Below are 12,828 nucleotides of genomic sequence, written 5' to 3' on the forward strand. Positions count from 1 at the left end.
TTGTGACAAATCACAGGTCCGCTGCACATCGGTGAAATGTGCACGGCCAAATCACTGTAAACAATGGAGTTTTATGGTGTTGCTGCAGCGCAACACAAGTTGGCTAAAGCTCGCCCTTCGTAGTGTAGCGGATCGAATCAGGCCAGATTGATTTCACGCAGGCGCTGCAGCAGGAAATCGTGACTCGAAATCGGCTCGGGAATCTCTCCGTCCGCGAACGCCGGCAGGGTCTCGATTACATAGTCAGGACGGAAATGCAGGAAGAACGGCATCGAGTAGCGCGCGCGCCTTGCCGCCTTTCCCTTCGGATTGACCACGCGGTGGGTCGTCGAACGCAGGTGCCCCGCCGTCAGGCGATCGAGCATGTCCCCGATATTCACTACCAGCGATCCGGCGGGCGGATCGATCGCGAGCCAGTCGCCCGACTTCGTCAGCAGTTCGAGGCCCGCCTCTTCGGCGCCGAGCAACAGCGTGATGGTGTTGATGTCCCCATGCGCCGCGGCACGGATCGCCCCTTCCGCCGCCTCGTCGGACAGGGGCGGATAATGCAGCAGCCGCATGACCGAATTGCCATCCTCGACCGTCGGATCGAAGAAATGCTCGGGCAGTTCCAGATGGATCGCAATGGCGCGCAGGATGCGCCGCCCCGCTTCCTCGAAAGCATCGTAGAGCGCCTTGAAGGTCTCCTCGAAGCCATCGACTTCGTCCGGCCACACATTGGGGGCCATGAACTGTTCGAGTAAATGGCCCGAAGGCAGGCTGCGCCCGACATGCCAGAACTCCTTGAGGTCGTGGACCTCGGCGTCCTTGGCCTTTTCCTTGCCGAACGGCGTGTACCCGCGCGCACCGCCGCCGCCTTCGATTTGATACTTGCGCTTTGTTTCGGCCGGGAGCGCGAAGAATTCGCGGACGAGCTCTTCCGCGCGCGCGATCAGCGCGGCATCGATTCCGTGATCACGGACGATGGCGAAGCCGAACTCGCTGAAGCTTTCCCCCAGCCGGTCGGCGATTTCGGGAAGCGGCTTTTCCAGCGATACGCTGGCAATATCCGTGGCGGGGGCAGTCATGGAAGTTTCCTCAGGCGAGAAGGAGGCCGGCGAGAGCGGCACTCATGAGATTGGCAAGCGACCCGGCGGCGAGCGCACGCAGGCCCAGCCGGGCGATGACCGGCCGCTGGTTCGGAGCAAGGCCGCCCGTAACCGCCATCTGGATGGCGATCGAACTGAAATTGGCGAAGCCGCACAGGGCGAAGGTGACGATGGCCCGGCTACGCTCGCTGAGCACGTTGTCGCCCGGTTCGCCCAGTTCGATGAATGCGACGAATTCGTTCAGCACGACCTTGGTGCCGAACAGTCCCCCGGCGAACTGCGCTTCGCCCCATGGGATTCCGATCAGGTACATGACCGGCGCAAAGACGTAGCCCAGCAATTGCTGGAACGTGACATCCGGAAACCCGAACAGCCCCCCGATGCCGCCGAGCGCGCCATTGGCAAGCGCGACCAGCGCAACGAAGACCATCACGAGCGCGCCCACTGCGACGGCGAGGCGTACACCCGTCATCGCGCCCTGCGCCGCGGCCTCGATGATGTTGGCAGGCTTCTCCCCTTCCTCGAAGGTTTCGGCCACGGCAACCTCGTGCGGCCTGCCGCCATCGAGGGCGCCGGGGCCCTCCGCCGTCGTCCCGCCAACTTCGGCCTGCCGGATCGGCACGGCACCTTCGGGCACCGCGTCGGGCTCGTCGGGGTAGATGATCTTGGCCATCAGGATACCGCCGGGCGCCGACATGAAGGCCGCGGCCAGCAGAAACGGAACCGCCTGCGTGCCGATGAAGCTCGCATATGCGGCCAGGATGGTCCCGGCGACGCCGGCCATGCCCACGCTCATGAGGGTGAATATCTGCGCCGGCTTGAGCGATGCGAGATAGGGCCTGACGACGAGCGGGCTTTCGGACTGGCCGACGAAGATGTTGGCCGCGCTCCCCAACGCTTCGACCTTGCCGATCCCCGTGATCCAGCCGATCGCCCCGCCAACCCAGCGAACGAGAAGCTGCATGATCTTGAGATGGTAGAGGATAGACACCAGCGCCGCGAAGAACACGATGACCGGAAGCGCGGCGATCACGAAGGAGTTCGCGAAAGGGTTCGTCTCCATCGATCCGAAGACGGCTTCGATGCCCACCGTCGAGTAGTTGAGGAGGGCGATGACGCCGTTGGACAGGCCCTGGATCGCGGTCTGGCCCAGCGGCACGCGCAGCACGATGACCGCCATCAGCGCCTGCAGTGCGAATGCCGCCGCCGCCACCCGCAGGCGAATCCGACGTTTCCCGTTCGAAAGACAAAAGGCAATGCCGAGGATCACGAGGATCCCGATCAGGCTCGTCAGAAAAGGAGGCATCGATCCCCTGCAATGCTGTTCACGGTTCGCCCGCACGTGTTGGCCGGGATTGCGCAAGAGTCAAATCCGCAACGTCTTCCATGCTTTTCATTTCACAAATTCGACTTTAGGCCACGCGGATGAACCGACCTGCCAGCGCTCCACCCCTCGCCCCGGCCGCCCAGAACTGGATAATTCCGCGTGGGCTTTTCGTGATGATGCTGCTGTATGGCGGCATGACGGTGCTGGCGGGTTTCCTCGCGTTCAAGCAGGTCCAGCTCTGGCCGACGGACCTGGCAGTGGAAGCCGGCATCTTCGCGTTTCTCCTGCTGGTCGTGATTTCCAGCACCGTTTCCCAGCTTTACGGCACGAAGACCGCGAACCGGATCGTTTGGTGGGGTTTCCTGCCGCTCGCCTTCTCCATCGTGCTCATGACACTCGTCCTGTCCCTGCCGCCCTCGCCAGAAATGCTCGAGGGGCGCCCGGGCGCGAACGCCGCTTTCGAGCTGGTGCACGGGCAGTTCTGGCGCGTCGTTTCGGCAGGACCGGTGGCCTATCTCGTGTCCCTGCTGCTCAATGTCTGGATCTTCGACAAGCTCCGCGGGAATTTTTCGGGCGGCGGATTTTCGATCCTGGTGCGCGGCGCGATCGCGAGTGCGCTCAGCCAGGCGATCGATTCGATCATCTTCGTGACTCTCGCCTTCTACGGCGAATTCGACATCACCAACCTGCTGATCGGGCAGGTCCTCGCGAAGGTCACGCTCTCTTTCGTGCTGGTGCCTTTCCTGATCGGAGGCGGGGTCGCGTTCGCCAAGTGGCTGGATGGACGGCAGCCGGGCTAGGCCGGTTTTCTGGCGGGCGTCTCTTCCACGCCCAGCAACCTGAGCGCTTCGCGAACGAGTTTCTGCGCGCCGGCACCGTCGGAGACATCGACCACGATGGCCGCATCGTCGTCGATCGCCCTGCCGGTATGGTCGCCTTCCACTGAAATGATCCGTGAGAGAGCCGGCGCCGCATCGCGGATCGCGGGGCTGATCGCCCGCATCTGTTCGATTCTGCCGTCGGTGACGATGACAGCCGTGCGCTTGCTCATGCCGAGCGGGTTCCAGCTGCGCGGATCGCCCCCGGGCACGAACTGGACCGGATAGCCGTCGGCAAGCGCGGTTTCGAACCGTTCCTTGTTCGATTCCAGTGCCAGATACCCGACATCGGCATCGCGCAATCCGTCGGCCACTGCCCGTCCGAGGTCGCCCATGTTGATCACTAGGATCGGCGCATCTTCGCCGGCAAGCTTGCTGTCCGGCGGGCCCCGGCGCAGCTTGCCCGCAAGCTTCCGGCCCAGATTGGACGTGACGGGCGTAAGCGCCATGCTGACTGCGATGGCCGGGATGACGACGGCGAGCGCTTCGGGCCCGAGCAGCAGGGCTACGGTCGGCAGCGAAAAAACGACCAGTGCGAATTCGGAGCCCTGGCCCAGCAGGAACCCGAGCTGAATCGATCCCGGTACCGACCAGCGATTGAGGAGCCCGGCGACCACGTTAAAACCGCACTTCAGGAAGATGAGGGCACCCGCCAGCAGCAGGACCGCCCACCATTCGTTCGCCACGACATCGGGATCGAGGCTCAGGCCGACAGTCATGAAGAAGAAGCCGAGGAACAGCCCGCGAAACGCTTCGATCTCCGTCTGGACGAGCAACCGATAGCGCGATTCGGCAAGCGCCACGCCGCCGAGAAATGCACCGAGGGTGAGCGAAAGTCCCACCGCCCCGGTCAGCCACCCGGCCGCGAGGGCAAGGAAAAGGGCGGAAGCGGTCAGGACTTCGCTGCTGTCTATCCCGGTGATGATCCGGAACAGCGGCTCCGTGAGATAGCGCGCGAACAGGATGGCGATCCCGAACGCGGCGAGGCCCTTGAGAGCCGCCAAGATGAGTGCCATGCCGAGATCAGATCCTGCCGCGCCCAGACTGCCCGCGATTACGAGCAGGGCGATGGCGGCGATATCCTGGAAGATGAGGATCGATTGCGCGGCGCGGCCCACCGGGCAATCCTCCTGGTCGCGTTCGCGGATGATCCCGATGACCACCGCCGTGGAGGACAGCCCCAGCGCGAAACCCCCGATCGATGCTGCAAGCGGATCGAGCCCGAAGAGCAGGCCGAGCGCGGTGAATCCCCCGCCCGCGACCAGCATCTGCAAGGTTCCAAACCCGAAGATATTGCTCGCCTCCTCCCGGATGCGACGCAGGGAAAAATGCAGGCCGAGATTGAACAGCAGGAACATGACCCCGGCTTCGGCCAGCGCGGCCACGACCGGTCCGTCGAACCGGTCCGCCCAGCCAGCGAACCCGAGCACGAGGCCCACCGCGATGTATCCGACGATGGGATTGAGGCGGCAGATCTTCGCGACCAGCGCGGCCAGGATGCCAAGGCCGAGAAGGACGATCGCAGGCTGGATGACATCCAGCACGCCTTCACCCGATGCCAGTAACTCGATCATGCCCCGTTACCCTCCGTCAGCCGAAAATGGCGGGCTTCGCGCACAAAGCAAGAGCGGCGCTAACGACCCCCGCTGATCGTGAGCGTCGTGGGCAGCGAGTCGGCGCTCTTGTGGAGGTTGAGCAACTGCTGGACCAGGGCGATGACTTGCATGGATCGCGCTTCCACCGTCGCCCCCGCCTCGCAGCTGGCAAGGTCGCGGTCGGGCACGAAAAAGCGTTCTCCGCGAAACCGGGTCGCGACGAGGTCAGCGCCCGCTCCTCGTTCGACCGACAGCAGTTTCCGGTACTGCGGGACGGGGGCGCTCGCAGAACACTCGTCGTTCTCGAACGGCAGGCGGAACAGTCTCTGGTCTCCGCCCTTCAGGTCGGCGCGGACATACTCGCCGAGGAAGTAGATCACGCCCTGCACCGATCGGAATTGCGGTTCGAAGCGCAATTGCCTGTCGCCATCGATCTCGGAATCGCGTCCTTTCGCCGCGTGATCCGGTCCGCACCGCGAGACGGGACGGCGCTCTATCGCGACAGAGTTCGCGGACCCCGCCAGGACGAGCGCGCCGCGGGAGTCGACGCGCATGTCGTCCCGCTTCACAAAATCGAGATAGGCGGCGATTTCCTTGCGCTTCGCTTCCCCGGTCTGCGCCTCATCGGCGAGCAGGCCGCGATCGATGAGCTCGGCCATGCCCGGAATGCTCGCCCCGGAAATGGCCGGTCGGCTGACCAGCCGGTAATGGCAGAGGAAATGTTCGAACCCGCTTCCCCGCATCGGCTCGTTCTCGATCGGCTCGCCCGCCGGCACGTTCCCGTCGTAGATGTCCACCCGCTCGATGAAGAGCGCCATGAGCAGTTCGTCCGGCCAGCCTTCGTCGAGGTAGCTCGCAATGGTGGTCGGCGCGATCGTCTGCTGGATACCGCGCTGGAAGTCCTCCGTCGCGTAGACGGCTCCGACGAAGCTGGGATTGGTCGCGACCGATCCTCCGACCCCCGGGACGACCAGATCGGCCCCGCCGGTCAGTTCCGCCTCTAAACCGGAAGTGGCGCTTACGCTGACATTGCCGTTGATCGTCTGGATGCCGGTAAAGTGGAGCGGGAAGCGCTCGCTGGCCCGCACGATATTCAGCAGTGTGAGCTCGTCCTCCATCGCGGCGACGGTCCGGTTGTGGTCGACCGCCACCTGCCGCAGCTGGGGCGAAAAGGCGCAGCCGCCAAGCAGTCCGGTCGCGAGGACCGACGCAATCAGTCCGGCGTGGCGGCGGCGCATCCTCAGCCCATCCCCTCGACACCGAAGTCCCGGCGGGCCGACACGATGGTCACGACCATCCCTGCCAGCGCATCGAGCAGGACGATCATAGTGATGATGAAGAAGCTCGATGTCGCGAAGCTCTGGAACATCAGGAATTCCACGAAGCAGACGATGAAAAGCCCCATGGACAGCATGTGGTTCACGATCCCTGCGGACCCCGTGCCGGTCGCCTTCACCACCTCGATGAAGAGGAAGATCACCGCGAAGACCACCAGCAGGTCACCCCAACCAAGCGAGAGCGTGACGCCGGACAGCATGGGCAGGGAAAAGGCCGTCGCATCCACCCACTGGAGAATGGCCGGCGATCCGTCCGGTGCGGGGTCCCCGGCGAACAGGGCGATGACGTTGTAGAGCAGGACCGGGATCAGAAGGTAGGGAAACATGTCGGAAAAAATTCTGATCCCCTTTCCACCCCTTCCGCGCCTTCCATGAGCGAAGCCGTGAATTTCTTGCGACGTGAGGGGATCCATCATTTTCCAAGTCCTTACAAGAAATGCTGATCGAAACTGACGTATTGACTACACGTTATTTCGATTTATTCAATACTAAAATTAAAAATCAGCCATTCATCTTCTTATGTTTTGGCAAACTATTACTTTACTTTTTCTCTAATTGGGGGTCTTGGCGATGAAGAATGCGCAAAAGACGGTGGAGATCGGCCGGGAACTGGCTCAGAATGCAATCGACCGGATACCCGACGATGCCTGGCCCGTTCTCGATCTGGCTTTCCAGATCCTGCTGGTCGTAGCCGCGGTCTGGCTGTTCCTCTCGCTCATCGCCTGGTGGCGCCGGCGCGCCTACAATCTGACGGTCGCATCGACCGCCAGGCGCAACAGGAAGGCGCAGCCGGAATTCCTGAAGGTCGACGAGAAGGCGCGCCGTGAAGCCATCGCACGAGGCCACGAGCATGCCGAACGACTCGACGATCGGGATCGCGAGGAAGAACTCGCCGCCCTGCGTGCCGGGAAGGAACCGGTGACGCTCGCCAAGCGGATCGCGTCGCTCGCCTCTCTCATCCTCTCGGTCTTCACGCTGTTCACCACTGTCAGCGGCGTTTTCATGCAGGTCACGAAGGTCGGCAATGAAGCGACCGAATGGACCGTGGGCGACCGGCTTCAATACGTGATCGAGAACCATCCGATCGCGACCACCGTCGCCGTGGTGATCATCCTCATCCACGTCTTCCAGTATTTCTACGACCGGAAATGGCAGAAGGACTGAACGCAATGGAATCGCAAGCCCTGGTCCTGACCGACCCGAACGTCCTCGCCGAATTCGCCCGTGAGGATTACTTCAAGACATTCTTCGAGAAACGTTTCGCCGCACCGCCCGATATCGCGGCCCTGCTATTCCGAGACGGCGCCTTCATCGATGCCTACAAGGGCACCCAGTTCTCCGTCGGGGGGATGTGGGAAAACCTGAAGGGTATCATCGGCGGATCGCATCACTACGCGATCATGCTGGCCGACCTGAAGCCGTTCCAGGTCCAATTCCCGATCAAGGCGATGAGCCGCGACCATGTGGAGATCGTGGGGACCGCCACGGTCGAAATGCAGCTCAATCCGGAGCAGGCGGGGAACATCCTCGGCCTCATGCGCGGGGTCAGCCGGCAGAACGCCGTGCCCGACAGCGACGGAGAGCCGTCGGTGACCGGTCGCAAGGCCCTGTCCGTCTTCGACGTGCAGATGCGCCTGCAGCCCCAGTTCGAGGACCGGATCTTCGAGCATATCGTCGGGCGGCACGACGCCGAGGAAATACGCGGCAATCGCGGCATGCAGGACCAGATGCAGGCCGACATGATGTCCGAGGCAAAGCGCATCGCGGGCGCGATCGGGGTGCAGGTCAATTCCGCGTCCGTCACTTTCGCGATGAACGATGCCGAACGGCAGGAATTCGAAAAGGCCCGCATCGAACGCGAACAGGCGGCGATGGACCACCAGCTCGAACTGATGAAGCGCGAGGTCGGTCGCCAGTCCGAAGCGACGGCCTTCAAGCTCACCAGCAATGCGGACCTGCAGAAACTGCAGAACGTGACCGAAGACGACCTTCGGCACATGGTCCTGAACTCCGAAGTCGCCTTCGTCGACGCGCGCGAGGCCCATGCCCGCCGACAGGAAGCGGAAGCCCTGCAGCACCAGATCGAGATCCTCGACCGGGAACGCGAGGCGAAATTCCGGATGGCGCTGGAGGACAGCGCTCATGGCCTCGACCTCGGAGATCTCCAGACCCGCCACGACGAGCAGCGCCGGACGCGCGAACGGCTCGATACGGAGCACGGCGTCTATCTGCGCAAGGTCACCGAAGAAGCCCGGCTCGAGCTCGAACTGAAGGAGCAGGAGCAGAAGATCGCGATCGGGGAGAAAGCCGGACACTCCGCGCTTGATCTGGAGGAGCGTTCCAACCAGGTCGACGGCGCAAAGGCCGATGCCGATGTCGCGCGCGAGATCCGGAGCGGGGATGCCGAGACCGATCGCAAGATCCGCGAAATGGATGCGGATACCCGCCGCAGGGTAGAACAGATCGCAACGCTGAAGGGCATCGACCCGGAAGTCGCCGCGGTGTTCTACGCGAGCGAGAGCGAAGACGTCGCCAACATGAAGATCGCGGAATTCCAGGCCCGCGAGGGCGCTGCGCATGACAAGGTCGCGCTGATGCGCGAACTGATGTCGGAGGAACGCGAGCAGACGCACCGGATCCTTGAGACGGGGATGAAGGGGGCGTCCGGCGTCGCCGCGGGGGCGGGTGGCGGAGGGGCCAATCCAATGGCACCCCCGCCCCCGCCCGAAACGGTCGAATGCCCCAATTGCGGACGGACCAACCGGGGCAAGGACCGCTTCTGCGTCGGATGCGGCCAGCAACTGCGCACCTGATCCGATGAAGCGCCGCCTCTTCGCCCCGAAGGATTGCTGCTACGAAAGCATTGCAGCGCATCCCGATGCGCAGTGGTGCGGCGGCTGCGGCCAGCCGCTGGTGCGCTGCATGGCCCACGCCGAATGCGGCGGCCTCCTCGACCGCGACGCCCTGTGCGATCGCTGCGTGGATCTGCACTTCGTCATCGTGAAGGGGGCTGCGCTCTATGCACCGGTCGGTGGGTCGGTCGCGCTGCCGTTCGAAATGGTGAACCAGTCCAACAACGGGCGATCGCTGTTCCTGACCGGGCTGTGGAGTAAGGAAAAGGGCGACTGGCGGCAGGAAGATCCGGGCTGGTCGGAACTCGCCCCGCTGGAGCGCGCGCGCACGAGCGTCTGTGCGACCGAGATCAACAAGCCCGGGACCCACCAGATCCGGATCATGTGGGCCGTCTCCACGCGGTTCATGCAGCGCCAGGAAAACTTCGTCTTCGCCACCACCGTTTTCCTGACGGTGGAAGACGCGGCCCACCAGACCGCACCCACCATCCAGTTTTCAAACGAGAACGAGATGTACGGCAACGTCATCAAGATGGATGTCGGGCACAAGGACGGGGAGCGGCAGACGGTCGATGCGATCGACATGCACGTTCAGCGCATGGATCTCGAGGAACGGCGCCTGAGACTGCGCGGAATGGAAAACGGACTGGTGGTGCCCCGCGGTGCGCCGCTCGACTTCCACGGTTTCAAGCCGGACGAGTGCGTCGCCTCCGGCCTGCCGATCATGACGCGCGACGGCGTTCTGGGCTTCGGACGCGAATGGGCGGAAGAAGCAGGGGTCGCGAGCGATGTGCGGATACTCGTCTGCGATCCGGCCGGGACAGTCGACCGGGAACTCTCGCTTCAGCTGTCGCGCCGGCATTTCGACCTCTACATCGAGAACGGTTGCCTCGTCCTGAGAGCGAAGGGCCGCAACGGCGTGGTCGTGGGCGGCAAGGCCCTGAAGCAGGGCGAGCGGGTCATCCTGGAAGACGAATCCGTCGTCGAACCGCTGGGCGGCCATGGCGACAGATTGCGCCTGCGCATCGGCTTCACCCGCGAACATGACAGGGTCGGCACGGTCACGATCACGCGAGACCCCGCGCTGGGAGAAACGGCATGACCGGGCGCGCTGACTGCGATGCGGGAAGGCGCCCGCGCCAACGGTCCACCGGACCATCGAGGGGGACCTACCGATGACGATTTGTGCGAATTGCGGAAGCGAGAACCCGGCGGGCGCATCCTTCTGCGGAGCCTGCGGCAAGCCCATGGAGAGCCCGGCACCGCCGCCCGCCGGCGATCTCGACGCGATGCAGACCGTCAGCCCTTACGAAACGCACGGCAGAGACCGGGCGGACGACACGCAAGGCAGGCGCGCCAAGGCGCAGATCGAGCTGGAAGAAGGCACTGTCTTCGCCGGCCGCTACACGATCGGCACTCTCCTGGGGCGCGGCGGCATGGGCACGGTCTATCGCGCGATCGACCGTCACGGGGAGCGCGACGTCGCGCTCAAGCTGATCCGGGCGGACAGGCTGGAAGGCGAAGGCGCGGTGCAGCGGCTGATCAACGAAGGGGTGACGACGCAGCAGCTTTCGCACGACAATATCGTCAAGGTCTACAACGTGGACGAGGCGGACGGCATTCCTTTCGTCGCCATGGAATTCGTGGAAGGAACCACGCTCGCCGAATGGCACCGCAAGAAGATGGCGGCGCGCGAACAGGTCCCCGCCCGCGTCGCGGCTCGGATCGTCATGGCAATGCTGGATGGTCTGGAGGCCGCGCACGCGAACGGGGTCATCCACCGCGACCTGAAGCCGCAGAACGTCATCCTGACAAGCGAGCCGGACCAGGCGAATGCAAGCCTGAAGATCCTCGACTTCGGTATCGCACGGGCCGCGACGATCGAGGAATCCCTGTCCGGCACGGCGCTCGGGACGGAAGCCTACATGGCCCCGGAACAGCGGACCGATCCCGACCTCGTCGACGAGAGCGCCGATCTCTACGCGCTGTCCAAGGTCTTCTACAAATTGCTGATGGACGCGTTGCCGGAAGGCATGTGGCAACCGCCGTCGGCCAGCCGCAGCGATGTGAGCAAGTATCTCGACGATCTGATCTACGCCGGCATTTCCACCGGGCGGAGCGGCAGGCCGGCTTCGGTCGACGAATACCGCCGCTGGCTGCTGGCCGCGATGAACGGGCAGCGCTTCGAGCGGGACCGGACGGATTCACCGGTCCGGGATGGGCCGGTTTCGTTGATGCACGAACGGGAAACGCGCCAGCAGGCGGGACTTCCCAAGCCTGCGCTGTACGGCCTGCTGGGGTGCGGCGGACTGATCGCGCTCTTCGTTCTCGTCTCGATCATAGCTGGTTTGTCCAACCCGGAATTGATCGAAGACGAAGGTACCGCCTCCGGGCCGGAGTATTCGCTCCTGTCGGGCACGTGGAACAGCGATCTCAGCGGCGAAAGCATGTATTTCGTCGTCCCGCCGGACGGGGACCTCAACCAGACGGAAACCGTGGACGGGGTGCCGGTCACCATGACGGGGCGGTTCGAGGGCCTCTTCGCCAACTACACCTATTCCTCCGCGCCGCTGACCTTCACGGGGACGCTCGCCTGGGACGGGGTCGATTGCCATCTGCAGAACCAGGTCACCATGGGCGGCCAGACTGTCACCGACATCTATCACATCGATCACGCGCCGGGCCACGTCCCGGGGGCGGACGTCTGCCCTGATCGGTTCGACTGAATCCGCAAATGGAGGGAGCATCGCCAATGTACGCCGAAACCTATGACGGTTTTTCGCTCACGGGCTGTCTGTTCGAAGACACCCCCGTTCCGGCGCCCGCGCTCGGATCGGACCGGTCGGAAAGCCAGCTGCCGACGAGGGTCGACCTCAGGCCCTACTGCTCCGCCGTAGAGAACCAGCTGGAGACCAACAGCTGCGTCGCCAACGCCATCGTCGGGGCGATCGAGTTGCTCCAGCGAAAGGCCGGTCGGCCGGTGACCGACCTTTCGCGCCTGTTCCTCTATTTCAACGCCCGGCGCCTGGGAAAGCGCGAGCATCTGGATGCGGGCACGTACATCCATCACGGCATGGCCGCCGTACTGGCCCATGGCGTGTGCGAAGAGCGCATGTGGCCGTTCCAGAAAGTCGCCGTGAACGAGGAGCCGACGCAAGCCTGCTTCGAGAACGCGGCCCACTACGAGGCGCTGCAATTCGCGCGTACCCCGCACCAGTCGGCCCTTGCCGCCCTTGCCGACGAGTTGCCGGTCGCCTTCGGGATCGTCCTGCCCAACGAATGCTACGACAGCGCGCGGCAGGACGGGGTGATGAAAGACCCGCAGGACATTCCCGTCCGCAGCCAGCCGAGCGGCCATGCGATGCTCATGGTCGGATACGACCTTGCCAGCCGCCTGTTCATCGTCCGCAACAGCTGGGGCCCTGAATACGGGAAGGACGGGTACCTGATGATCCCGTTCGACGTGATGTTCAGATATTCCAACCCGCACCAGTTCTGGACCATCGGGGCGATCGAGGCTGCGCCGGGACTGAAGCTGATGGGTATGGGCGTAGAAGAAGCCGCCGCCAGCTATGGTGCGCCCGTTGAACGGTCGAAGGCCATGGACGGATTGCGCGGTGCGCTGCGCGACGACATCGAAGGCAGGCTCGGCCAGGCGAAGAAGGACTTTGCAAGTCGTCTGCGCGGAGACGGCTGAATTCGATTCTTTCCCTTGCCCTGTATTTGCCGAGCACGCATACTCCGATTCGTA

At 63.8% G+C, this 12,828-nt stretch carries 11 protein-coding genes; 6 read left to right on the forward strand and 5 right to left on the reverse strand.

The genetic code is table 11. The annotated features are described in order from the left end of the window. Window positions 1-137 precede the first annotated feature (137 nt). Window positions 138-1,067 (reverse strand): 2-oxoglutarate and iron-dependent oxygenase domain-containing protein, encoded by a 930-nt coding sequence (locus AB1K63_RS08095; protein WP_366959578.1) that lies wholly within the window; start codon window positions 1,065-1,067, stop codon window positions 138-140. A gap of 10 nt (window positions 1,068-1,077) precedes the next feature. Beyond that, complete coding sequence (locus AB1K63_RS08100) at window positions 1,078-2,394, reverse strand: nucleoside transporter C-terminal domain-containing protein (RefSeq protein WP_366959580.1); 1,317 nt, start codon at window positions 2,392-2,394, stop codon at window positions 1,078-1,080. 119 nt (window positions 2,395-2,513) lie between these two features. On the opposite strand from AB1K63_RS08100, the gene AB1K63_RS08105 reads away from it, so the two are divergent. Then, on the forward strand, window positions 2,514-3,215 hold the full coding sequence (locus tag AB1K63_RS08105) for a queuosine precursor transporter (protein WP_366959585.1): 702 nt from the start codon (window positions 2,514-2,516) through the stop codon (window positions 3,213-3,215). On the opposite strand, the gene AB1K63_RS08110 is transcribed toward AB1K63_RS08105, so the two are convergent. Genes AB1K63_RS08110 through AB1K63_RS08120 form a run of 3 tightly spaced genes read right to left on the reverse strand, consistent with a single transcriptional unit; the run spans window position 3,212 to window position 6,551 of the window. Next, a complete protein-coding gene (locus AB1K63_RS08110; RefSeq protein WP_366959587.1) occupies window positions 3,212-4,867 on the reverse strand; it encodes a cation:proton antiporter in 1,656 nt (551 codons plus the stop codon). The two genes, AB1K63_RS08105 and AB1K63_RS08110, sit on opposite strands and share 4 nt — an antisense overlap. 59 nt (window positions 4,868-4,926) lie before the next feature. Continuing rightward, window positions 4,927-6,126, reverse strand: coding sequence for a hypothetical protein (locus AB1K63_RS08115; protein ID WP_366959589.1), 1,200 nt, complete (start codon window positions 6,124-6,126; stop codon window positions 4,927-4,929). A 2-nt stretch (window positions 6,127-6,128) separates the two neighbouring features. Further along, the gene (locus AB1K63_RS08120; RefSeq protein WP_366959591.1) at window positions 6,129-6,551 is read right to left on the reverse strand and encodes a hypothetical protein; all 423 of its coding nucleotides are present in this window, start codon (window positions 6,549-6,551) and stop codon (window positions 6,129-6,131) included. Window positions 6,552-6,795: 244 nt separating this feature from the next. Here AB1K63_RS08120 and AB1K63_RS08125 point away from each other — a divergent pair, with 244 nt between their 5' ends. The 5 genes from AB1K63_RS08125 to AB1K63_RS08145 all read left to right on the forward strand — a co-directional run bounded on the left by AB1K63_RS08125 (window position 6,796) and on the right by AB1K63_RS08145 (window position 12,774). After that, a complete protein-coding gene (locus AB1K63_RS08125; protein ID WP_366959593.1) occupies window positions 6,796-7,389 on the forward strand; it encodes a hypothetical protein in 594 nt (197 codons plus the stop codon). A 5-nt stretch (window positions 7,390-7,394) separates the two neighbouring features. Next, entirely contained in the window at window positions 7,395-9,038 is a 1,644-nt protein-coding gene (locus tag AB1K63_RS08130; protein WP_366959595.1) for a hypothetical protein, read from the forward strand. Between the two features lie 4 nt (window positions 9,039-9,042). Further along, complete coding sequence (locus tag AB1K63_RS08135; protein ID WP_366959596.1) at window positions 9,043-10,179, forward strand: FHA domain-containing protein; 1,137 nt, start codon at window positions 9,043-9,045, stop codon at window positions 10,177-10,179. A 73-nt stretch (window positions 10,180-10,252) separates the two neighbouring features. Continuing rightward, window positions 10,253-11,803 carry a serine/threonine-protein kinase gene (locus AB1K63_RS08140; RefSeq protein ID WP_366959598.1) on the forward strand — a complete coding sequence of 517 codons (1,551 nt, stop codon included), beginning with the start codon at window positions 10,253-10,255 and terminating at the stop codon, window positions 11,801-11,803. Between the two features lie 26 nt (window positions 11,804-11,829). Next, on the forward strand, window positions 11,830-12,774 hold the full coding sequence (locus AB1K63_RS08145) for a C1 family peptidase (RefSeq protein ID WP_366959600.1): 945 nt from the start codon (window positions 11,830-11,832) through the stop codon (window positions 12,772-12,774). Window positions 12,775-12,828 lie beyond the last annotated feature (54 nt).

Origin of the sequence: Qipengyuania sp. JC766, assembly GCF_040717445.1 — a bacterium.
Classification (GTDB): Bacteria; Pseudomonadota; Alphaproteobacteria; order Sphingomonadales; family Sphingomonadaceae; genus JC766.

What these genes read in the sequence shown, in the direction of transcription:
- AB1K63_RS08110 (WP_366959587.1), bottom strand. Translation starts at nt 4,867, where the DNA reads ATGATCGAGTTACTGGCATCGGGTGAAGGCGTGCTGGATGTCATCCAG.
- AB1K63_RS08095 (WP_366959578.1), bottom strand. Translation starts at nt 1,067, where the DNA reads ATGACTGCCCCCGCCACGGATATTGCCAGCGTATCGCTGGAAAAGCCG.
- AB1K63_RS08115 (WP_366959589.1), bottom strand. Translation starts at nt 6,126, where the DNA reads ATGCGCCGCCGCCACGCCGGACTGATTGCGTCGGTCCTCGCGACCGGA.
- AB1K63_RS08120 (WP_366959591.1), bottom strand. Translation starts at nt 6,551, where the DNA reads ATGTTTCCCTACCTTCTGATCCCGGTCCTGCTCTACAACGTCATCGCC.
- AB1K63_RS08140 (WP_366959598.1), top strand. Translation starts at nt 10,253, where the DNA reads ATGACGATTTGTGCGAATTGCGGAAGCGAGAACCCGGCGGGCGCATCC.
- AB1K63_RS08105 (WP_366959585.1), top strand. Translation starts at nt 2,514, where the DNA reads ATGAACCGACCTGCCAGCGCTCCACCCCTCGCCCCGGCCGCCCAGAAC.
- AB1K63_RS08135 (WP_366959596.1), top strand. Translation starts at nt 9,043, where the DNA reads ATGAAGCGCCGCCTCTTCGCCCCGAAGGATTGCTGCTACGAAAGCATT.
- AB1K63_RS08145 (WP_366959600.1), top strand. Translation starts at nt 11,830, where the DNA reads ATGTACGCCGAAACCTATGACGGTTTTTCGCTCACGGGCTGTCTGTTC.
- AB1K63_RS08100 (WP_366959580.1), bottom strand. Translation starts at nt 2,394, where the DNA reads ATGCCTCCTTTTCTGACGAGCCTGATCGGGATCCTCGTGATCCTCGGC.
- AB1K63_RS08125 (WP_366959593.1), top strand. Translation starts at nt 6,796, where the DNA reads ATGAAGAATGCGCAAAAGACGGTGGAGATCGGCCGGGAACTGGCTCAG.
- AB1K63_RS08130 (WP_366959595.1), top strand. Translation starts at nt 7,395, where the DNA reads ATGGAATCGCAAGCCCTGGTCCTGACCGACCCGAACGTCCTCGCCGAA.